14 protein-coding genes and 2 pseudogenes are annotated in these 21,826 nt (G+C 70.2%); 10 read left to right on the top strand and 6 right to left on the bottom strand.

Translation table 11 applies throughout. The features are described from left to right. Positions 1-37: 37 nt before the first annotated feature. Positions 38-1,612, top strand: coding sequence for a PucR family transcriptional regulator (locus K4B79_RS04220; protein ID WP_445276255.1), 1,575 nt, complete (start codon positions 38-40; stop codon positions 1,610-1,612). Positions 1,613-1,648: 36 nt separating this feature from the next. Here the strand turns inward: K4B79_RS04220 and K4B79_RS04215 are convergent, their stop codons facing one another. The 5 genes and pseudogenes from K4B79_RS04215 to K4B79_RS04200 form a co-directional block, all read right to left on the bottom strand. After that, the gene (locus K4B79_RS04215; RefSeq protein ID WP_232024870.1) at positions 1,649-2,707 is read right to left on the bottom strand and encodes a tartrate dehydrogenase; all 1,059 of its coding nucleotides are present in this window, start codon (positions 2,705-2,707) and stop codon (positions 1,649-1,651) included. A gap of 73 nt (positions 2,708-2,780) precedes the next feature. Further along, a pseudogene (locus tag K4B79_RS04210) lies at positions 2,781-3,664 on the bottom strand (LysR family transcriptional regulator). Positions 3,665-3,754: 90 nt separating this feature from the next. After that, positions 3,755-3,856: a hypothetical protein gene (locus K4B79_RS48530; RefSeq protein ID WP_374208417.1), complete on the bottom strand. Its 102-nt coding sequence runs from the start codon at positions 3,854-3,856 to the stop codon at positions 3,755-3,757. Between the two features lie 82 nt (positions 3,857-3,938). Further along, positions 3,939-4,739 carry a GNAT family N-acetyltransferase gene (locus tag K4B79_RS04205; protein WP_232024869.1) on the bottom strand — a complete coding sequence of 267 codons (801 nt, stop codon included), beginning with the start codon at positions 4,737-4,739 and terminating at the stop codon, positions 3,939-3,941. 300 nt (positions 4,740-5,039) lie between these two features. Beyond that, complete coding sequence (locus K4B79_RS04200; RefSeq protein WP_308280383.1) at positions 5,040-5,216, bottom strand: non-reducing end alpha-L-arabinofuranosidase family hydrolase; 177 nt, start codon at positions 5,214-5,216, stop codon at positions 5,040-5,042. Positions 5,217-5,238: 22 nt separating this feature from the next. Between K4B79_RS04200 and K4B79_RS04195 the strand changes: the two are divergent. The 3 genes and pseudogenes from K4B79_RS04195 to K4B79_RS04185 form a co-directional block, all read left to right on the top strand. Further along, positions 5,239-5,454, top strand: a pseudogene (locus tag K4B79_RS04195) (cellulose binding domain-containing protein); the annotation flags it as partial. 440 nt (positions 5,455-5,894) lie between these two features. Further along, positions 5,895-7,508: a glycoside hydrolase family 43 protein gene (locus K4B79_RS04190; RefSeq protein ID WP_232025418.1), complete on the top strand. Its 1,614-nt coding sequence runs from the start codon at positions 5,895-5,897 to the stop codon at positions 7,506-7,508. Between the two features lie 73 nt (positions 7,509-7,581). Then, the gene (locus K4B79_RS04185; protein ID WP_232024868.1) at positions 7,582-9,660 is read left to right on the top strand and encodes a non-reducing end alpha-L-arabinofuranosidase family hydrolase; all 2,079 of its coding nucleotides are present in this window, start codon (positions 7,582-7,584) and stop codon (positions 9,658-9,660) included. A gap of 64 nt (positions 9,661-9,724) precedes the next feature. On the opposite strand, the gene K4B79_RS04180 is transcribed toward K4B79_RS04185, so the two are convergent. Next, positions 9,725-10,447: a FadR/GntR family transcriptional regulator gene (locus tag K4B79_RS04180; protein WP_232024867.1), complete on the bottom strand. Its 723-nt coding sequence runs from the start codon at positions 10,445-10,447 to the stop codon at positions 9,725-9,727. Between the two features lie 349 nt (positions 10,448-10,796). Here K4B79_RS04180 and K4B79_RS04175 point away from each other — a divergent pair, with 349 nt between their 5' ends. From K4B79_RS04175 to K4B79_RS04150, 6 genes are all read left to right on the top strand, one after another. Then, positions 10,797-13,028, top strand: a complete 2,232-nt coding sequence (locus K4B79_RS04175; protein WP_232024866.1) for an alpha-L-fucosidase — start codon at positions 10,797-10,799, stop codon at positions 13,026-13,028. 111 nt (positions 13,029-13,139) lie between these two features. After that, the gene (locus K4B79_RS04170) at positions 13,140-14,249 is read left to right on the top strand and encodes an SGNH/GDSL hydrolase family protein (protein ID WP_232024865.1); all 1,110 of its coding nucleotides are present in this window, start codon (positions 13,140-13,142) and stop codon (positions 14,247-14,249) included. 85 nt (positions 14,250-14,334) lie between these two features. Further along, positions 14,335-15,447 carry a ricin-type beta-trefoil lectin domain protein gene (locus tag K4B79_RS04165; protein WP_232024864.1) on the top strand — a complete coding sequence of 371 codons (1,113 nt, stop codon included), beginning with the start codon at positions 14,335-14,337 and terminating at the stop codon, positions 15,445-15,447. Between the two features lie 452 nt (positions 15,448-15,899). Beyond that, positions 15,900-17,885: a beta-galactosidase gene (locus K4B79_RS04160; protein ID WP_232024863.1), complete on the top strand. Its 1,986-nt coding sequence runs from the start codon at positions 15,900-15,902 to the stop codon at positions 17,883-17,885. Between the two features lie 71 nt (positions 17,886-17,956). Then, positions 17,957-20,098: an alpha-galactosidase gene (locus K4B79_RS04155; RefSeq protein WP_232024862.1), complete on the top strand. Its 2,142-nt coding sequence runs from the start codon at positions 17,957-17,959 to the stop codon at positions 20,096-20,098. A gap of 43 nt (positions 20,099-20,141) precedes the next feature. After that, positions 20,142-21,662 (top strand): glycoside hydrolase family 43 protein, encoded by a 1,521-nt coding sequence (locus K4B79_RS04150; RefSeq protein WP_232024861.1) that lies wholly within the window; start codon positions 20,142-20,144, stop codon positions 21,660-21,662. The last annotated feature ends 164 nt before the right edge of the window (positions 21,663-21,826 follow it).

Here is a 21,826-nt window from a genome sequence, read left to right as displayed (position 1 = left end):
ACGTCCCCCGAGCGGGCACTTGCCGACCATCGCGGAGGTGCTGCGTCTGCCCGTGCTCGCCGAAGGAATGCCCCGTGTGCTGGCCGGTGAGTCCCAGCTGGACAGCGCGGTGCGCTGGGTGCATGTCACCGAACTGCTCAATCCCGCCGACTTCCTGGAGGGCGGCGAGCTGGTGCTGACGACCGGCATGCCGTATCCCGAGGACGCCTCCGAGCTGCGCGGCTACGTCGACCAGCTCGCCGACGTCGGCGCGGCCGGCCTGATCGTGGAGCTCGGGTACCGGTACGGCAAAGTGCCGGACGAGCTGGTGGCGGCCTGCCGTGTCCGTGGAGTGCCGCTGGTCGAGCTGGCCCGTGGCGTCCGGTTCATCGATGTCACGCAGGCGGTGCACGCCCTCATCCTCGACGCCCAGGGGGCGCTGCTGCGCCGCGGCCGGGACATCCAGGACATCTTCACCGCCCTGACGCTGCGGGGCGCGGACCCCGAGGAGCTGGTGCACACCACCGCGGAGCTCACCGGCGCCCCCGTGGTGCTGGAGGACCTCACGCACCGGGTCCTGATGTGCGAGCTGCTCGGTCGGCCGTACGAGCCGGTGGTGTCGGCCTGGTCGCGGCGTTCGCGGGCCGCCCCGACACCGGAGAGGATCACGCCGAGCGGTCCGGAGGGCTGGCTGATCGCGCCGGTGCAGGACCACCAGGGGCTGTGGGGGCGGCTGATCCTGCTGGGGGGCCGGCTCCATGCCGAGCCCGACCCGGAACACGTCCTGGTGCTGGAGCGGGCGGCGGTCGCGCTGACCATGGCGCGCCTGGCCGGGCCCGCCTGGTGGGAGCGCCGGGCCCACCGCTCCGTCCTGCGGGATCTGTACGAACGCCGCTTCCGCTCCCCCGCGGACGCGCGCGCCCGTGCCGAGGCGCTGGGACTCCCCGCCTTCGGGCACCGGCTCTTCGCCGTGGTCATCCGCCACCGGCACACCGGCACCGAGGGCGAACACCTCGACGAACGGATCGCGAAGGCGCTGGCGCAGACCGGCGTCCGCGCCCTGGTCGGCGAGACGGCCCCGTGCCGGATCGGCGTACTGTTGGCACTGGCACAGGCGAGCGCCTGGCAGCCGGTCGCCGAGCGGATCGGCCGTCTGACCCGGGAGGAACTCGGACCGGACGCCGTCGTCGCCGTCGGCCCCGGAGTGACCGACCTCGCCGGGATCGCCCGGTCGTGGCAGGAGGCGGAGCAGACCGCCGAGGCCATCACACCGGCCTCTCCCGAGCGGTGGTTCTACGTCCCCGCCGACGTCCGGCTTCCCGAGTTGCTCGGTGTCCTGCGGGCGGACACCCGTCTTCAGCGGTACGCGGAACGGCAACTGACCCGCCTGATCGAGCACGACGACCGCAACAACGGCGACCTGCTCCCGGCACTGCGCGCCTATCTGGCGGCGGCCGGGAACAAGTCGGTCGCGGCGAAACGCGCCGGCATGTCCCGGCAGGCGTACTACCAGCGCCTCCACACCATCGAACGGCTCCTCGGCTGCGACCTGGAATCCGGTCTGCAGCGCACGTCCCTGCACGTCGCGGTGCTGGTCCTGGACGCGCAGGAAGCAGCTGTCCCCGGCGCGTGACGGGCACACCGGCCGTGACGCGGAGCAGGAGATGCTTCAGAGGAGCTCGATCAGCTTCTCCGTGAACTCGGCGGTGGTCGCGGTTCCGCCCAGGTCACGGGTGCGGATGTCGCTCTTGGCGAGGACCGTGGCGATCGCGTCCGTGATGTCCCTGGCCGCGGCGGGATGGCCGAGGTGGTCGAGCATCATGGCCGCGGACCAGATCGCGCCCAGCGGGTTGGCGATGCCCCGGCCCGCGATGTCGGGCGCGGAGCCGTGCACCGGCTCGAACATCGAGGGGAAGTCCCGCTCGGGGTTGAGGTTGGCCGCCGGAGCGACGCCGATGGATCCGGCGACCGCGGCCGCGAGGTCGCTGAGGATGTCGCCGAAGAGGTTCGAGGCGACGACGACGTCGAAGCGGGCCGGTTCCAGGACGAACTTGGCCGCGAGCGCGTCGATGTGCTCCTGGTCCCAGGAGACCCGCGGGAACGAGGCGGCCCGCTCGGTGACGAGCTGGTCCCAGAACGGCATGGTGTGCACGATGCCGTTCGACTTGGTCGCGGAGGTCAGCCGGCCACCGCGCCGGGAGGCGAGCGTGAAGGCGTAGTCCAGCACACGTGTGACACCGGCCCGGGTGAACACGGCCTCCTGCACGGCCATCTCGTCCGGGAAACCGCGGTTGAGCCGGCCGCCGACCTCGCTGTACTCGCCCTCCATGTTCTCGCGCACGACGACGAAATCGACCTCGCCCGGTCGTGCGCCGCGCACCGGACTGTCGATGCCCTCGAAGACGCGGATGGGCCGGAGGTTGACGTACTGGCGGAAGCTGCGCCGGATCGGGATCAGCAGCCCCCACAGCGAGACATGGTCGGGCACCCCCGGGTATCCCACCGCGCCCAGCAGGATCGCGTCCTTGTCGCGCAGTTGGTCGATCCCGTCGGCGGGCATCATGGCGCCCTCCCGCAGGTACCGCTCGCACGACCAGTCGTCGTACGACGTGTAGGACAGGGCGAAGCCGTGGCGGCGGCCGAGTACGTCGAGCACCTGCCGTGCCGGGGGCAGTACCTCGGCGCCGATGCCGTCGCCGGGGATCAGGGCAATGCGGTGGTTCGTCATGCCGTCGATTGCAACAAGGCGGTCCGTGGGGCGTCCAAGACGCAAAGCGGGTCCCCCTTATAAGCAGCGCCTATCAGCTCTCCGCGGCAGAGGTGGCGGCCTCGACGAACGCGGTGGCCGCGGGCGACAGGCCCCCGCGGCGGCTGACGAGGGCGATGTCCAAGGTGCTCTCCGGCTCGATGTCCAGGACGCGGGCGCCCAGCCGCCGGGCGAGGTCCCGCCAGGAATCCGCGACCACCGCGAGCCCCACCCCGGCCAGGACCAGCGGCATGAGCGACACGCGGTGCTCGGTCTCGGCGGCGACGGTGAACTCGACGCCCTGCTCCCGCAGCGCGTCGACGTAGGCGCGCATCCCGGTACCCGGCTGCCCGACGATCAGCCGCTGTCCCGCAAGCTCCCGGCACTCCACCGCCGTCCGACCGGCGAACGGGCCGTCGGCCGGAACCACCAGCACAAAGCGTTGCCGTCCCAGCGCGTGTGAGACGACCTCCTTGTCGGAGACCGGACCGGCGGAGGCCAGAAGCCCCAGCTCCACGGCACCCGTGCGCACCATGTCGATGACATCACGCGACGTGAACGCCGCTCTGATCGCCACCGAGACGCCGGGATACCGGCGGCTGAAGGCACTCACCAAGGTCGTCAGCGGCTCCACCGCCTGCGACGGCATCGCTGCCACATCCACGCGCCCCGCACGCAGCTCATGCACCGCCGCGACACTCGCCCGCGCCGTCTCCAGACTCCGCACGGCCTCCCGGGCGGGCTCGATCAGGGCCCTTCGGCCTCCGTCAGGACCGCCCTGCGCCCGATGCGACGGAACAGCTCGGAGCCGAGATCACGCTCCAGTGCCCGCACGGCCTGCGACAGCGACGGCTGCGACACGTACAGAGCCGAGGCCGCACGGTTGAACCCCCCGCGATCGACAATCGCGAGGAAGTACTCCAGCTGCCGAACGTCCATACGTGCCCTGCGCCCCACAAGAGATCAACCGACAGCCGATGCGTGACGACCACCATGGTTGCGCAAAGCAGCGCCTCGCCGAAGCACGGATCACCGAGGCGCCCGACGGCGAGCGGGCCGGCGGGGGGCACGGCAGCTCGAACCCCGGTTCCGATAGAGCCTGCCGTCGAGGTGGTCGGTCTCGTGCTGCACGATGCGCGCCGGCCGGTCGAGCAGGGCGTCGTCCAGCTGCCCGTCGTACGGCTCGGTGGGACGACGCGGTTCCTGGAGCCTCTCAGCCCTTGAGGCCGTAGAAGTGCATCGGTGAGTTCGGCTCGAAACCGATCCTCGGGTAGACCGGTGTCCCGGCGACGGTGGCGTGCAGGGTGGCGCGGGTCAGGCCGGTGGCGCGGGCGCCCTCGTACAGCGCCTTGCGGGTCACCGCCTCGCCGTAGCCCCGGCGCTGGTGGTCGGGGTCGGTGGCGACGAGTACGACGAACAGCCGGCCCTCGGCCTCGACGGTCGCGGCGCACGCGACCGGCACCCCGTCCCGCAGCGCCAGGTACGCGTACACCTCCTTCTTCCACAGCGCGGAGCCGGCCAGCCCGTCGCGGCCGTCCGCCAGGTCGAAGCCGTAGGCGCGGGAGTTGAGGTCGGCGTAGGCGGTGAGCTGGTCCTCGGTGGACACCCGCTCGAAGGTGAGGTCGGGGTGGTGGGGCTCGGGGATGGGCAGCAGGTCGCCGGCCATGCCGGTGCCGGGGAAGGCGTGGACGAGGCCCGCGCGCTGCGCCACCTCGTCGAGTGCGGCGCGTGCGTCGTCCGCGAGCAGGTCCTCGAACAGCCACAGGAAGCCCGGCCGGTTCTTCGCACGCATGATGTCGGCGGCCTGGCTCAGCCGCTTCTCCAGGAGCTCCCGGTCCGCACCGGCCTCGGTCAGGGTGATCGCGTTCCAGAAGGCGAAACGGCAGTCGGCCCAGCGGACCGCGACCCCCGGCAGATCGCGCACGTCCGCGTCCGCGTCCCGGTCGAGCACCATCGCACGCCAGACCGTGCACAGCTGTGCCACCGACTCCTCCGCGGCCGCAAGATCCGTCACAGTTACCCCTTGTGTCGTAGGTAGGAGATGTTCCACGCCAGTGCAACGATCTTCGCCCGTCACGGGGTTCGGACACCGCTACGTATCGAGCCATGTTCCGGACGGCCCCGAGTCGCGCCGCAGGAACATGTGTTCCGCCCTACCGGCAGTTCAACACCGCTTTCGCCTCGGACACGGCGAATAACACCGTCCGGCTCACGAGTGCAGGCGGTCGGTCAGGCGGTCAGCAGGGGAAGTTGGTCTGGGTGAGCAGACCCATCCGCCACGGCAGGCTGATGTACTCCTCATCGGCTCTGGGGTCTATGGCCCCTGGTAGACGTACCGCAATCGGCACGGATCGATGGTCAGGGTCTGGTCGTTGCCGGCGTGGACCAACTCACCGTGGCTGATGTCCTCCTGGAGCAGCAGGTACTGGTCGCTGCCGGCCACCTTGTACACGTTGGTCGCCTCGAACAGGTTGTTCAAGGTGTCCGACATCACCAAGGGCGGCTTCACCTAGAACGTGGCCGTCGCCAACACCGGTTCGGCACCCGTCGACGGCTGGCGCCTCGCCCTCACGCTGTTCTCGGGAGCCGTCACGGCGAGGGGTCTGACGCACAACGCGAGCATCTCCCCCGGCGGCAGCCAGACATTCGGGTTCCAGGGCACGTACAGCGGCGCCTTCGCCGCGCCGGGCTCCTTCAGCCTCAACGGGACGGCCTGCGCCCGGGCATGACGTGCCGTGAGCGGCGCCGGGCGCCCACGGGGCATCCCGGCGTCTCCGCAAGATTCGGCCATTATCACGATCGAAGTGGAATCCGTCCCAGGGATGCCCCGGGCTACAGGGAGCCGGCCGAGCAGGTCAGCACTCTGCCGATTTACCCGATCCGCGATCAAGGCATCGGCTCCGGACAGGTGCTGACCAGGTGTGAGACCGCCAGAAGGCGGTGGAAGCCGACCGTCTGCAGCGCGCCGGACGAACGAAATATTTCGATGTGTGGACCGAATCATGCGAGAGGTATTGACGGGATGTATCGGTCTCCTATCATCCAGAGTGCTCAATGTGTCGGTTGGACGCCGACACCGCGAACGGCACCTGCCGCTCGGCCCTGAGGCCGACGGCGACTCCACGCGCCACCCACAACGGCCCGGCCGCGCAAGGAGAACGCCATGGATATGTCATGCCCTCATCAACACTGGAATCGTCGTCGAGCGCTGGCCGCGGCCACCGGTCTGGTGACGGGTTCCTTTCTTCCCCTCATCGGAGCGGAGCGCGGCGTCGCGGCCGCGGCGCAGTACACGAACCCGGTCATCTGGCAGGACTTCGCGGACATCGACGTCATCCGCGTCGGCGCCACCTACTACGCCTCGGCCTCCACGATGCACTACTCGCCCGGCGCCCCCGTCCTGCGCTCGTACGACCTGGTGAACTGGGAGATCGCCGGACACTCGGTGCCGACCCTCGACTTCGGAGCCAAGTACGACCTGAACGGTGGCCGCGGCTACGTCCGCGGCATCTGGGCGTCCTCACTGGCCCACCGTCCGAGCAACGGAACCTTCTACTGGCTCGGCCAGATCGACTTCGCCAGGACCTACATCTACACCGCCACGGCCGTCGAGGGACCGTGGAGCAGACTCACCACCATCAGCACGCCCTACTACGACGCCGGGCTGCTCGTCGACAGCGACGACACCCTGTACGTGGCGTACGGCAACACCACCATCAGCGTGGCCCAGCTCTCCCCCGACGGCCGCACCCAGGTCCGCACACAGCAGGTGTTCACCACGCCGTCGAGTGTCGGCACCCTGGAGGGCGCGCGCTTCTACAAGATCAACGGGCAGTACTACATCTTTCTGACCCGGCCCGCGAACGGCCAGTACATCCTGAAGTCGTCGAGCGGCCCCTTCGGTCCGTACACGATGCGCCAGGTCCTGCTCGACCTGCGCGGCCCCATCCCCGGCGGCGGCGTCCCGCACCAGGGCGGGCTGGTGCAGACGCAGAGCGGTGCCTGGTACTACCTGGCCTTCGTGGACGCCTACCCCGGCGGCCGGGTGCCCGCCCTGGCGCCGATCAGCTGGACCTCGGACGGCTGGCCCGTCGTGCAACTCGTCAACGGCGCCTGGGGTACCTCCTATCCCAGCCCGGCCGTGCCCACTCCGCCCCGCCAGGTCACCCCCATGGTCGGTGTCGACACCTTCGACGGCACGGCCCTGAAGCCGAAGTGGGAGTGGAACCACAACCCGGACAACAGCAAGTGGTCGGTCGGCAACGGACTGACCCTGCGGACCGCCACCGTCACCAACGACCTGTACTGGGCCCGCAACACGCTCACCCACCGCATCCAGGGTCCGACCTCCACGGCCACGGTGGATCTCGACTTCTCGGCGATGCGTGACGGCGACCGGGCCGGGCTCGCGCTGCTGCGCGACTCCTCCGCCTGGATCGGTGTCAAACGTGACGGTGGCGTGACGCGGGTGGTGATGGTCAACGGGCTGACCATGGACGGCAACTGGAACACCACCGGCACCGGCACCGAGGTCGCCGCCGTGACCGTGACCGGCGGCCGCGTCCGGCTGCGCGCGGCCGCGGACATCCGTCCCGGCGCCGCACGCCCCGGCACCTTCTCCTACAGCACCGACGGCACCACCTTCGTCCGCCTCGGCCCGTCCTTCTCCATGGGCAACGACTGGCGGTTCTTCATGGGGTACCGATTCGCCCTCTTCAACCACGCCACCCAGGCGCTCGGCGGCGCGGTCCGCGTCCAGCGGTTCGAGCTGTCCACGCCCTGACCCGATCCCATCCGTCCCACCCGTCCCACCGATCGCACCGACCCAACCCCCCGCTCACCGCACGAGGAGAACCATGAACCCGCTGAAACGGCTCGGTCGTCGCCGGGCCTCGGTGTTGTCACTCCTGGCCTTGGCCGCCCTGGTGGCGCCCGAGGCCGCGACCGCCGCCCCTGATGCGCCCGAAGCCGCGGCCGCGGCGCCCAAGGCCTCGACCGCCACGTCCGAGGCGCCGGACGCCGTGCGCGCCTCCACCCTCGGCGCGCAAGCCGCCCAGTCCGGACGGTACTTCGGGACGGCGGTGGCCGCCGGAAGGCTCGGCGACGGTACGTACACCGGCATCCTGGACCGCGAGTTCAACTCGGTGACGGCCGAGAACGAGATGAAGTGGGACGCGACCGAGCGGTCCCGCGGACAGTTCACCTTCGGCGCCGCCGACCAGATCATGAACCGGGCGGCGGCCCGCGGTCAGCGCATGCGGGGCCACACGCTGGTGTGGCACTCCCAACTGCCCGGCTGGGTCAGCTCCATCCGGGACGCGAACACGCTGCGCGGGGTGATGAACAACCACATCACCACGGTGATGAACCGCTACAAGGGCCGGATCCACTCCTGGGACGTGGTCAACGAGGCCTTCGCCGACGGCGGCAGCGGCCAGATGCGCGGCTCGGTCTTCCGGGACGTGCTGGGCACCGGCTTCGTCGAGCAGGCCTTCCGCACCGCCCGGACCGCCGACCCGGCGGCCAAGCTCTGCTACAACGACTACAACATCGAGGACTGGAACGCCGCCAAGACCCAGGGCGTCTACCGCATGGTGCGCGACTTCAAGGCGCGCGGTGTGCCCATCGACTGCGTGGGCCTCCAGGCCCACTTCGGCGCCGGCGGCCCGCCGGCCAGCTTCCAGACGACGCTGTCGAGCTTCGCCGCCCTCGGCGTGGACGTACAGATCACCGAACTGGACATCGCGCAGGCACCGCCGAACGCGTACGCCAACACCGTCAGGGCCTGTATGAACGTGGCGCGCTGCACCGGCATCACCGTCTGGGGCATCCGCGACAGCGACTCCTGGCGCAGCGGGGAGAACCCCCTGCTGTTCGACCGCAACGGCAACAAGAAGCCCGCCTACCAGTCGACGCTCACCTCCATGGGCGGTGCGGTCGCGACGCAGCAGGCGGACGCCCCCTCGCCCCGGTCCGCCGCCGCACTGCCCTCCCGCTTCTCCTGGAGCTCCAGCGGGACGCTGATCTCCCCGAAGTCGGACGCCACCCACAACATCGCCGGCATCAAGGATCCGACGGTCGTCCAGTACAACGGCAAGTACCACGTGTTCGCCAGCACGGCGAGCTCCTCCGGGTACAACCTGGTGTACCTGAACTTCAGTGACTGGTCACAGGCCGGCTCGGCCACGCACCACTACCTCGACCGCAGTGCCATCGGACGCGGGTACCGGGCCGCACCGCAGGTCTTCTACTACGCACCGCAGCGCCTGTGGTACCTCGTGTACCAGACCGGCAACGCGTCGTACTCCACGAACCCGGACATCAGCAATCCGAACGGGTGGAGCGCCCCGCGCAACTTCTACGCGTCGATGCCGGACATCATCAGGCAGAACATCGGCAACGGCTACTGGGTCGACATGTGGGTGATCTGCGACAGCGCCAACTGCTATCTGTTCTCCTCCGACGACAACGGGCATCTGTACCGCTCCCAGACGACCGTGGGCCAGTTCCCGAACGGCTTCACCAACACCGTCATCGCGGCCCAGGACTCCAAGTACGCACTGTTCGAAGCAAGCAACGTGTACAAGGTGCAGGGGTCCAACCAGTACCTGCTTCTGGTCGAGGCCATCGGATCGGACGGCCGACGCTACTTCCGCTCCTGGACGACGACCAGCCTCGCCGGCTCCTGGACCCCGCTGGCCGCGTCCGAGAGCAACCCGTTCGCCAGGGCCAACAACGTCACCTTCCCGTCGGGGGCCTGGACCAGGGACATCAGTCACGGTGAGATGATCCGTGCCGGTTACGACCAGACACTGACCATCCCGTCCTGCCGGCTCCAGTACCTCTACCAGGGCATGAACCCCAACGCGGGCGGCGACTACAACCTCCTCCCGTGGCGGCTCGGCCTCCTCACCCAGACCAACTCGACCTGCTGAGGCCACGACCAGGGATGCGCGAGCCGGTCGGCGGGAGGTTTCCGGCCGACCGGCTCGCGGTCCGTCACGTCCCCGCTGTCGTCCTGGCGGAGAGGGCTTCGCCCGAGCGCAGGTGTTCCCTCAGCCACTGCTCGGTGTTGCTCACATGCAGCAGCGCGGCGGCCTGGCTGAGAGCGGCGTCACGGGCGGACAGCGCGTTGAAGATCGCCTCGTGTTCGGCCAGGGTGCGGCCCGCGACCCTGTCGTCGACCAGACCACGCCAGATACGGGCCCGCAGAGTGCGGCCGGAGATGCCCTCCAGGAGGGCATGGAGGGTTTCGTTGCCGGTGGCCGAGACGACCGCGCGGTGGAAGGCCACGTCGTGGGCGTTCAGCTGCTCCACATCGTCGCGGGCCTCGCGCATGGCATCCAAGTGCCGTTCCACCTCGGCCAGTTGGACGCTGGAGATGCGGGTGGCGGCCAGGGCCGTGGCGACCGGTTCGAGCAGCCGCCGCACCTCCATCAGATCCCGCAGGGCGACCGAGTCGCCTTGCAACAGCTCCACCGCCCCGCCCAGCCCCTCCAGCAGCAGACTCGGCGCCAGACTGGTCACATACGTGCCGTCCCCCCGCCGCACCTCCAGCACCCGGGCGACGGCCAACGCCTTGACCGCTTCCCGTGCCAGATTGCGCGACAGCCCCAACTGCGCGGCCAGGTCCTGCTCCGGCGGCAGCTTCGAACCCGGCGGCAGAGCACCGCTCCGGATCAGCTCACGGATCTCATCGATGGCCTTGTCCGTCAACGACACCGCGACTCCCTCCCCTCACCGTGCCCCACGAGCGCGTCCGACCTGTTCCGGAGTCCGCATGCCGAGAGTGACGCCGATGATACTGGGATGCCTGTGCGGGACGGCGGTCGCGGTGCGGATCACGCCTCGCTCGCGCTACCCGGCGAGCCGGGACATGGCCCCGGCGGCCGCCAGACATGGAATGTCTGAGCGCACGTAATACGTACAAAAAGTGCGGCAAGTGACGCAAACATCCCGGCCACGTGGTGCTTTTCATCCCTGCACCCTTGTTGACATCCCATGACGACATGACCGACCTTCATGCGTGGCTCTGCGTTCCCCCCACCCCTCTCACATCAGGGATGTGTTCATGTCCAACTCGATCAACCGACGCCAGTTGCTGGCCTCCGCGACCTGCGTGGCCACGGCGACCATTGCCGGAGGTGCGCTCGGTGCCGGAGGGGCCGCGGCGATGCCCAGCGCGTACACGCCCGACTGGGACTCCGTCGACCGGCACCCGCCGGCTCCGGAATGGTTCCAGGACGCGAAGTTCGGGATCTACTTCCACTGGGGCGTCTTCAGCGTCCCCGCCTACGGCAACGAGTGGTACCCGCGCAACATGTACGAGAGCGGGAACAACGCCAACCAGCACCACATCGCGACCTACGGCCGGCCGACTGCGTGGCCGTACCACAACTTCATCAACGGAGCGCGGGACCTGGCGGGCACCTTCGTGGAGTTCGCCCCGAAGCTGAAGTCGGCCGGCGGGAAGTTCGACCCCGACGAGTGGGCGCAGCTCTTCGTCGACGCCGGCGCCAGGTTCGCCGGCCCGGTCGCCGAGCACCACGACGGCTTCTCCATGTGGGACAGCCAGGTCAACGAGTGGAACTCGGTCCAGAAGGGGCCCGGTCTCGACCTGCTGAACCTCTTCTCCACGGCCATCCGCGCCAAGGGCCTCAAGCTGCTGGTGGCCATGCACCACGCCTTCAACTTCACCGGCTTCTACGAATTCGCCCCCGCCCAGACGGACGGCAGCCTCAAGAAGCTCTACGGACAACTGGGGTCGGCCGCAGAGAACCAGCTCTGGTTCGACAAGCTCAAGGAGGTCGTCGACCGCGCCCGGCCCGACATCCTGTGGCAGGACTTCAACCTGACCGCCGTCGACGAACAACAGCGCCTCAATTTCCTGGCGTACTACTACAACCAGGCCAACAGCTGGGGCCGCGAGGTCGTCGCCACCTACAAGGACGGCATGAACGGCAAGGGCGAGGTCTTCGACTACGAACGCGGCGGCCCGGCCGACCTCACCACCCCGTACTGGCTGACCGACGACAGCATCTCCAGCAGCAGCTGGTGCTACACCCAGGGCATCGGCTACTACACCATCCAGCAGATGCTGCACTCGTTCCTCGACCGGATCAGCAAGAACGGCAACATGCTGCTCAACATCGCACCGATGGCCGACGGCACCATCCCCCAGGCACAGAAGGACATCCTGCTCGCCCTCGGCGACCACCTGAAGCGCTTCGGCGAATCGGTGTACGCGACCCGCGCCTGGACCGCGTACGGCGAAGGCCCGACGAAGATGGGCGGCGGCTCCTTCACCACCCCGCACGCCGGCACCCCGCAGGACATCCGCTTCACCCGCAACAAGGCCGACAACGTCCTGTACGCCACCGTCCTGGGCTGGCCCGGCAGCTCCCTGACGATCAAGACCCTCACCTCGGACCGGATCAACCTCTCGTCGCTGACCTCGGTCAAGCTCCTCGGTACCACCGCCGGCACCTACATCGACCTGCCCACACCGACCCAGAACGCCTCCGGCCTCACGGTCACCCTGCCCTCCTCCGCGCCGTACAGCGCCCATGCCTACGTGCTGAAGCTCGCCTTCTCCAGCACGATCCCCGGTCTGCGGCCGCTGGCCGGCGCCGTCGCCTTCACCGACGTCGGCTACACCGGCAAGGCCGCCGTCCTCACCGTCGGCGACCACACCGCGGCCGACCTGACCGCCGCCGGACCGGGCCCGCACACACTGTCCTCCCTCCGGGCGGCCCCCGGCTACCAGGTGATCGGCTACTCCGGAGACGACTTCACCGGTACCTCCTGGACCTTCACCGACGACCACCCCGACCTCAGGGACACCGGCGCCAACGACCGGATCACCTCACTGAGGGTCCGGTTCGACCCGGCGACCTACTTCCGGATCACCAACGCCACCAACGGGCTCGCCCTGGACAGCGGCGGCGACGTCGCCTCCGGCTCCGGACTCAAGCAGTGGACCTGGAACGGCAGCCCCAACCTGCAGTGGCAGGCGGAGCAGGTCGAAGGCGGCTACTACCGGCTGGTCAACCGCGCCAACGGCATGGTCGCCGACGGCTGGGGCGCCACCTCCGACGGCTCCGTCGCCCGACAGGCCGCCTGGAACGGCGGCAGCAACCAGCAGTGGACCATCACCCACCGGGGCGGCGACCGCTATTCGATCGCCAACCGCACCACCGGCCTGGTCCTCGACGGCGGCGGCAACGTCTCCTCGGGCTCCGCCACCAAGCAGTGGACGTACGGCAGCAGCACCAACCTGCTGTGGAGCTTCGCCGCGCTGTAGCCGAACGCGATGCCGTAGCGGGGCAGCCCATACTCGGCGAAAGGGACATAGATGCAATTGAGTGACATGCGCATGCTATTCAGTGCCGTCGGGTGTGGGCGTGGGTGGCGTATGGGGGTGTGGGCGGCGGTGGCCGGTGTGGCGGCGTCGCTGGTGTCGGGTGCGAGCACCGCCGAGGGAGTGCCGGTGGCGCAGTCGGCCCGCCATCTCGTCCGCCCGACAGGAGTGCTCGCCCAGGCGCACACCGCGGGGCGGGTCAAGGACACCGGGAACACCGTGCAGTACAGCTGGCCCGGCGTGTACTTCGAGGGCCGTGTCAGCGGCACCGGCGTGGGCATCGTGCTCAACGACTCGGCCGCCGACTATGACGTCCAGGTCGACGGAACCACCGTCGCCACACTCGTCACACCCGGCAACACCACCCACTGGATCAACGGCCTGTCGAACAGCACGCACACCGTCCGGCTCGTCAAGCGCAACGACACCCCCTGGTACACCAGCGCCTTCGGAGGCTTCGTGGCCGCGCCCGGCGGCGCCGTACTGAGCAGACCCGCCGCCCGCAAACGCCAGATCGAGTTCATCGGGGACTCGCTCACCGTCGGCTACGGCAACCTCTCGACCTCGCGGACCTGCACCTCGGACCAGCTGAGGCGGACCACCAACTCCGATGTGAGCTACGGCGCCCTCACCGCCCGGCGACTGAACGCCGACTACCAGATCAACGGCTACTCGGGCCTCGGCATGGTGCGCAACTACAACGGAGGCCGGTCGGACGTCACGTACCGGACCTTCTACGACCGTGCCCTGCAGAACGTGCCGGGCGACGTCTGGCAGAACCCGGGCACCTGGCGGCCCCAGGTCGTCGTGGTCAACCTCGGCACCAACGACTTCTCGACCGCCGTCAACCCCGGTGAGCCCTGGACGCCGGACAGCCTCGCGGCCGCCTACCGCAGCGCCTACGGCGACTTCCTCCAGAAGCTGCGCACGCGCTACGGGACCGACACGACCATCGTGGCGGTGGGTTCCGGCCAGTACGCCGACCATGTCCGGCAGGTGGTCAAGGCGCGCAACGACGCCGGCGACCGCCGGGTCCGCCACTGGTTCCTCGACGACACGGGCCTGGACTTCCTCGGCTGCGACTGGCACTACTCCGCCCACGACGACCGGGTCATCTCCGACCGCCTCACCTCCTTCATCGCCGGCCTGCCGAGGGTCTGGTGATCGTCGTTCACCCGAAGAACCGGAAGAACCGGAAGCACTCGAAGAACCCAAAGCACTGGAAGAACTCGAAGAAGAGGACGCCTGCATGAGAAAGCCCTGGTTTCTCCCCCTGATCACGCTCGTCGCCGCCGCGCTCGGGGTGACGGCGACCGGTGTGACGCCCGCCTCCGCCGCCCCGACCACGCCCTTACGGGTCATGCCGTTGGGCGACTCGATCACCTGGGGTGTGGGCAGCAGTACGGGCGACGGCTACCGCGGCCCGTTGTGGAACAGGCTTGCGACAGACGGCCATCCGCTGGACTTCGTGGGCACGTTGCGGGGCGGTTCGATGTCCGACCCCGACAACCAAGGTCACTCCGGATACAAGATCCACCAGATCGCCGCACTCGCCGACGCCTCGCTGACCCGTTACCGGCCCAACGTCGTGACGCTGATGATCGGCACCAACGACCTCAACGAGAGCTACCAGGTCTCCACCGCCACCGCCCGCCTGAAGTCGCTGGTCACCCAGATCACCGCCGCCGTCCCCGACGCGACCGTCCTCGTGGCCTCCCTGGTCGTGTCCACCAGCGGCTCGGAGGAGCAGTACCGTGCCGCCTACAACCGGGCCATCCCCCAGATCGTGAGCGAGGCACAGTCCGCGGGCAAGCACGTCGCGTACGTGGACATGAGCGGCCTGACCACGGCCGACCTGGCCGACGCCCTGCACCCCAACGACTCGGGCTACCGGAAGATGGCCGACGCCTTCCACCGCGGCGTCCGGGCCGCGGACAGCGCCGGATGGCTGAAGAACCCCGCCCCCGCCCCCGCCCCCGCACGCGTACAGTCCGGCATCGCCGGCAAGTGCATGGACGTCAAAGGCGCCGCCACAGCCGACGGGACCGCCGTCCAGACGTGGAGCTGTGGCGGCGATGCCAACCAGGTGTGGTCCGCCTACACCGACGGCACGCTGCGCTCCATGGGCAAGTGCCTCGACGCCGCCGGCTATGGCACCGCGAACGGAACCAAGGTGCAGCTCTGGTCCTGTCACGGCGGCGCCAACCAGGTCTGGCAGCCCTACAACGGCGGCTACCGCAACCCCGCTTCGGGCCGCTGCCTCGACGTTCCGGGCTCCTCCACGGCCGACGGCACACAACTCCAGCTGTGGGACTGCACCGGCGGCTCCAACCAGAAGTGGACCACCCTGACCGCCGGATGACCCGCACGCCCGGGACCTGAGCCCTTTCCGGGCTCGGGTTCCCCAGCGGTTCTCCGGCCGGCTCCACCGTCGACGTGGGCCCGTTCCACGACGCGCACAGCCACAACTACACGGTCTACTGGGCCACCGGCGGCACCGTCCGTCCGTAGACCGACCAGGCCACCGCCGACCTCGTTCCAGGGCTCTGAAGCGACATTGTCGAAGCGCTTCAACACGGCCTTCTTTTCTGGCAGGCTGATAACAGGCAAGCAGCAAAGGGCTTCTCCCCATGGAGGCCCTTGTTTCGCATGACGCTTGTTTCTTGTCTTGCACCTGCAAGTGAAGCGCTTCGACACGCAGCGGCCCTCGATCGCAGGAGCGGCCGCAGCGAGGCCGCGTAGCGGCTGGCCGAGCGACACGCCCGCCCCCACGGCCGGGCGAGCTGCCCGATTCCCCCGTACCGAGGAACCGCCATGACGACTCGCAGCATCACTGACCGCCTGGGCGGCCTGGCCTTCGGCGGGGACTACAACCCCGAGCAGTGGGACGAGCCGGTATGGAAGGAGGACGACGAGCTGATGCGCAGGGCCAGGGTCAATCTGGCCACCGTCGGCGTCTTCTCCTGGGCGCTGCTGGAGCCGGAGGAGGGCCACTACGACTTCGCGTGGCTGGATGCCCATCTGGAGCGCCTGCACGCGAACGGCGTGGCCGTCGACCTGGCCACCCCCACCGCGTCCCCGCCGCCCTGGTTCACCCTGGCCCATCCGGACGCGCTGACGGTCCGGCCCGACGGCACGCGGCTCGTCCACGGCAGCCGGGACACGTACTGCCTCACCGCACCCGCGTACCGCGACTCGGCGCGCCGGATCGCCGGGGCGCTCGCCGAACGCTACGGCGACCATCCCGCCCTCGCGCTGTGGCACGTGCACAACGAGTACGCCACCCTGTGCTACTGCGACCACACGGCGGCCTCCTTCCGGGTGTGGCTGCGCGCCCGCCACGGCTCGCTCGACATCCTCAACGAGGCGTGGGGAACGGCCTTCTGGAGTCAGCGCTACACCTCCTGGGAACAGGTGCTGCCGCCGCGTGCGACGAACTGGCACAAGAACCCCGGCCAGGAACTGGACTTCCGCCGCTTCTGGGCCGACGAGGTCACCGCCGCCTACCGCGAGCAGCGGGACGCGATCCGCGCGCACAGCGACCGGCCGGTGACGACCAACCTGATGCTGCCCTCGTACCAGAACATCGACGTGTGGGCGCTGGCCCGGGAACTCGACGTGGTCACCATCGACCAGTACCCCGGTGCGCCCGGCCTGTCCGCCGCCGCCGACGTCGCCTTCCACGCGGACCGCGCCCGCTCCCTGGGCGGCGGCCGTCCCTGGCTGCTGATGGAGCAGGGCACGAGCACCGTCTACGACGGCGACCGGGTCCTCGCCAAGGACCCCGGTGACATCCTGCGCCACACCCTCGGCCACATCGCCCGCGGCTCGGAGGGCGCCCTCTTCTTCCAGTGGCGCCAGTCCCGGGCCGGCGCCGAGACCTGGCACTCGGCGATGGTTCCGCACGCGGGACCCGACAGCCGGATCTTCCGCGAGGTCACACAGACCGGGGAGGCGGTCGCCCGCCTCGGCGAGCTGGCGGGATCGACGGTGTCCGCGCAGGTGGCCGTCCTGCACGACCCGGACGCGTGGTGGGCACTCGACGTGGACGGCCTGCCCTCCGCGGAACTCGACTACCACACGACACTCGGCCGGGCGCACCGCGCGCTGTGGGACGCCGGCGTCACGGTCGACTTCGCCCACCCCGCACACGAGGTGGGCCACTACCGCCTCGTCGTCGCACCGGCCCTGTTCCTCCTCTCCGACCGGGCCGCCGAGAATCTGCGCCGGTACGTCGCCGGCGGCGGGACGCTCGTCGTCCAGCACGCGAGCGGCTATGTCGACGAGCGTCTCCACGCCCGCCTCGGCGGCTACCCGGCCGCTCCTCTGCGCGAGGCGCTGGGCATCCGCGTCGAGGAGTACCGGCCGCTACGGCGCGGCGAGCGGATCACCCTGTCGGACGGCACCCAGGGCACCGCCTGGAGCGAGTCCCTGCGCACCGAGGGCGCCGAGACGCTCGCCGCCTACACCCACGGGATCCTCAACGGCAGCCCGGCGCTGACCCGTCACCACTTCGGCACCGGGCAGGGGTGGTACCTCTCAACGCACCTCACCGACGCCGGCTACGGCGCCCTGGTCGCCCGACTGCTCGACGAGGCCGGCGTGGGCCCCGGACTTCCGGGCCTGCCCCCGCAGGTCGAGGCCGTCACCCGACACGCTCCGGACGGACGCCGCTGGCGCTTCCTGATCAGCCACCGCCCCGAACCCGTGCCCCTGCCCGAGCCCGCCCATGACCTGCTCACGGGCGGCACGGTGTCCGAACTGCCCGGCGGCGGCTGCGCCGTACTCCGTATCGCCTGAGTCCAGAGGCCGGAGCACATGGCACAGAGCACACGGCACCGTCCCCCTCTCCCCCGCCAGAAAGGCCAGCCATGACCAGCGCACCGCAGACCCTCCGATGGGGTCACCAGGCCCTTCAGGTCGAGATAGGCGTCGGCGAAGACGGCACCGCCCACCTCACCCGTATCGGCCTCCCCGGCGAGGCGCCTCCCGAGCGGCGCGCCTCGCCCCCCTCACCCCTGGTGGAAGTGAGGGCCGCGGGTCACGGCCGCGACTGGTCGGGCAACCGCCTCGTCGGCACCGAAATCGGCGGGAGGCTGCGCCACCGTGCCCACCACGCGACGCGCGACGGCGACTGGCACACACTGACCGTGCACCTCCACGATCCGGAGACCGGGCTGCTCGCGGAGGTGACCTACCGATCGGCGGACGGCATCCCGGTGCTCCGCGGCGAGGTGACCCTGCGCCACGAAGGGCGGACCGCGCTGCACCTGGAGTCGGTCAGCTCGCTCGCGGTGGGCGGTCTCACCCCGCAGGACCCGGTGGCCATCGACGCCGCGGACCTGCTGTGGGCGGAGAACGACTGGCTCTCCGAATGCCGTTGGCGCCGACAGCCGATGCGCCTGACCACGCCGGTCCACAGCGGACGCGTGAGCAACGGGCACGGCAAGTCCGGCTTCGCCCTGAACGGACAGGGCACCTGGTCCAGCTGCGGACACCTCCCCATGGGCGGCCTGACGGACCGGCGTACGGGCCGCACATGGGTGTGGCAGGTCGAGCACAACGGCGGGGGCTGGCACTGGGAGTCCGGCGAGCGCGACAAGGCGGCCTACGCGGCGCTGTTCGGCCCCACCGACACCCACCACGGCTGGCGGCACTCGCTCAAACCAGGCACCGAATTCCGCACCGTACCCGCCGCGTTGTCGTTCAGCGCAGACGGCGGTCCGGACGCCGCGTTCGCCGCGCTGACCCGCTACCGCCGCGCCCAGCGCCGCCCGCACGCCGACCACCAGCGCCTGCCCGTCATCTTCAACGACTACATGAACTGCCTGATGGGCGACCCCACGACCGAGAAGCTGCTGCCGCACATCGACGCGGCGGCCGACGCGGGCGCGGAGTACTTCGTGATCGACGCCGGCTGGTACGACGGCGACAACGGCGGCTGGTGGACCACCGTCGGCGCCTGGGAACCGGCCGCCTCACGCTTCCCCGGGGAGAAGGGGATCCACGAGGTACTGGACCGCATCCGGGAGCGCGGCATGGTTCCCGGTCTGTGGCTGGAGCCGGAGGTGATCGGCGTCCGCAGTCCCATGGCCGAGTCGCTGCCCGACGAGGCGTTCTTCCGCCGCGACGGCGTCCGCGTCACAGAGACCGGCCGGCACCACCTGGACCTGCGCCACCCGGCCGCCCGTGCCCACCTGGACCAGGTCGTGGACCGCCTGGTCGGCGACTGGGGCGTCGGCTACCTCAAACTCGACCACAACATCGACCCCGGCTCCGGCACGAGCGACCACCCCGGCGAGACCCCGGCCGCCGGTCTGCTCGGCCACAACCGGGCGCACCTCGACTGGCTCGACGGCATCCTCGACCGGTACCCGCACCTGGTCCTGGAGAACTGCTCCTCCGGCGGCATGCGCTGGGACCACGCGCTGCTGTCCCGGACGCAGCTGCAGTCCACCAGCGACCAGCAGAACCTCCACCTCTACGCGCCCATCGCGGCCTCCGCGCCCACCGCCGCCACCCCCGAACAGGGCGCCGTCTGGGCATACCCGCAGCCGGAGGACTCCCTCGACGAGGTGGCCTTCACCATGGCCAACGCGCTCCTCGGCCGGATCCATCTCTCCGGCCGCATTCCCGAACTCGAGCCTGAAGCCCGCGCCCTGGTCCACGAGGCGGTAGCCGCGTACAAGGCCATCCGCGCCGACCTGCCGCAAGCCGTGCCGTCCTGGCCACTGGGCCTTCCCGCCTGGGACGACACCTGGATCGCCCTGGCCCTGCGGTCCCCGGCCACCACGTACCTCACCGTCTGGCGCCGCCCCGGAGCCGACGCCACGGCGACGCTTCACCTGCCCCACCTGCGGGACACCGCCGCCGGTGTCGACCTGCTCTACCCCTCGGCCGGCCGGGCCGAGTCCGCCTGGACACCCGACACCGCCGAGCTGAGCCTGACCCTGCCCACCGCACCGTCCGCCGTCCTGCTCCGCATCACCCCCAGGGCTCCCGACGCTCCCTGAACCATCCACGCCCGTATCACGAACCGACGAGAGGACTTCTCGGGTGCCCCCTCTGCGCCAACCGGACGGACGCGTCACCAACCCCGTGAACCCCGTGATCTCCGGCTTCCACCCCGACCCCAGCGTCTGCCGCGTCGGCGACGACTACTACCTGGCCTGTTCCAGCTTCGAGTACTTCCCCGGGGTGCCCCTCTTCCACAGCCGTGACCTGGTGCACTGGACCCAGATCGGCAACGCTCTGGACCGGCCGGAGCAGCTGCCTCTGACGGAGGCGTGGTCCTCGGGCGGGATCTACGCCCCCACCCTGCGCCACCACGACGGCCGCTTCTGGCTGATCGTCACCAACTGCACCGAGGGCGGCGGCAACCTGATCGTCACGGCCACCGACCCCGCCGGAGCGTGGTCGGACCCCATACCGGCGCCGGGCGTACCCGGCATCGATCCCGACCTGGTCTGGGACGAGGACGGCACCTGCTGGTGCACGGTCGCCGGGGTCTCGCAGGTCCGTCTCGACCCGGCCACCGGGCAGACGTACGACACACCGCACCGGCTCTGGTCCGGCGGGCCCGGCGCCAAGGCCCCGGAGGCTCCCCACCTGTACCGGATCGGCGACTACTGGTATCTGCTCATCGCCGAGGGCGGCACCGAGCGCGGCCACGGCGTGTCGATCGCCCGCGGCCGTACACCCGCCGGCCCGTTCGAGCCGTGCCCGGCCAACCCGGTCCTCACCCATCGCGGCACCGACCACCCCGTCCAGAACACCGGGCACGCCGACCTGGTCCAGGGCCCCGACGGCTCCTGGTGGATGGTGCTGCTCGGCGTCCGGCCGGGCGGCGGCACCCCGGGCTGGCACGTGCTCGGCCGGGAGACCTTCCTGGCCCCCGTGACCTGGGTGGACGACTGGCCGGTCGTCGGCGAGGTCACCCTGGACCTGCCCGAACTCCCGTGGCCGCTCTCCCCCGGCCCTGCCGAGGAACACCGGGACGACTTCGAGCACGCCGAACTGCGCCCGTCCTGGATCTCCCTGCGTGACCGGCCCGCCGAACACTGCACCACCAAGGAGCGCCCCGGATGGCTGACGCTCCGCGCACGGGGCGGCTCCCTGGACGAACCCGAGGTGGTGTTCACCGGTCGGCGCCAGCAGCACCTGTCGTGCCGGGCGCGCACTCTGGTCGACGCCGCGGAGGGCAGCGGCGGCCTGGCCGTGCGGCTCGACGAGCGGCACCACTACGCGATCGAGGTGTCCGGCGCCCGGGTGCGGGTGGTCGCGCGTGTCGGTTCCCTGCGCACCGTCGTGGCCGAACATTCCGTGCCCGCCGGGCCGGTGGTCCTCGCCGTCACGATGACGGAACCGCCGTCTCCGCACGGACCGTGCACGGGACCCGACGTCGTCTCCCTCGGCGTCGAGCAGCCCGACGGTACGTTCACCGAGCTCGCGGCCCTCGACGGCCGTTACCTGTCGACCGAGGTCGCCGGTGGCTTCACCGGCCGGGTCATCGGCATGTACGCCGCGGCAGGCACCGTCCACTTCGACTGGTTCGACTACGAGCCCCTCGACGGCTGAACCAGCCCCCTCCCGCTCGACCGAAGGAAACGACACGTGAAGGACGTACGGCAACCCGCACACCACCGCAGACGGGGTACCGGAAGCCTGGCCGGCCTGCTGGTGGCGCTGCTCGTCATCCTGGAACTGTCCGGCAGCACGCGCTCGCCGCGCCCGGCGGCACG

The sequence above is a fragment of the Streptomyces lincolnensis genome (assembly GCF_021173675.1).
GTDB classification, from domain to species: domain Bacteria; phylum Actinomycetota; class Actinomycetes; order Streptomycetales; family Streptomycetaceae; genus Streptomyces; species Streptomyces lincolnensis_B.
Note: the sequence above shows the minus strand (reverse complement) of the source record. Positions and strands in the feature narration are given on the sequence as shown.

Bases quoted from the DNA above. Each gene is read 5' to 3' on its own strand.
- K4B79_RS04200 (WP_308280383.1), bottom strand. From the start codon at position 5,216: ATGTCGGACACCTTGAACAACCTGTTCGAGGCGACCAACGTGTACAAG.
- K4B79_RS04175 (WP_232024866.1), top strand. From the start codon at position 10,797: ATGTCCAACTCGATCAACCGACGCCAGTTGCTGGCCTCCGCGACCTGC.
- K4B79_RS04165 (WP_232024864.1), top strand. From the start codon at position 14,335: ATGAGAAAGCCCTGGTTTCTCCCCCTGATCACGCTCGTCGCCGCCGCG.
- K4B79_RS04190 (WP_232025418.1), top strand. From the start codon at position 5,895: ATGTCATGCCCTCATCAACACTGGAATCGTCGTCGAGCGCTGGCCGCG.
- K4B79_RS04160 (WP_232024863.1), top strand. From the start codon at position 15,900: ATGACGACTCGCAGCATCACTGACCGCCTGGGCGGCCTGGCCTTCGGC.
- K4B79_RS04170 (WP_232024865.1), top strand. From the start codon at position 13,140: ATGGGGGTGTGGGCGGCGGTGGCCGGTGTGGCGGCGTCGCTGGTGTCG.
- K4B79_RS04215 (WP_232024870.1), bottom strand. From the start codon at position 2,707: ATGACGAACCACCGCATTGCCCTGATCCCCGGCGACGGCATCGGCGCC.
- K4B79_RS04185 (WP_232024868.1), top strand. From the start codon at position 7,582: ATGAACCCGCTGAAACGGCTCGGTCGTCGCCGGGCCTCGGTGTTGTCA.
- K4B79_RS04155 (WP_232024862.1), top strand. From the start codon at position 17,957: ATGACCAGCGCACCGCAGACCCTCCGATGGGGTCACCAGGCCCTTCAG.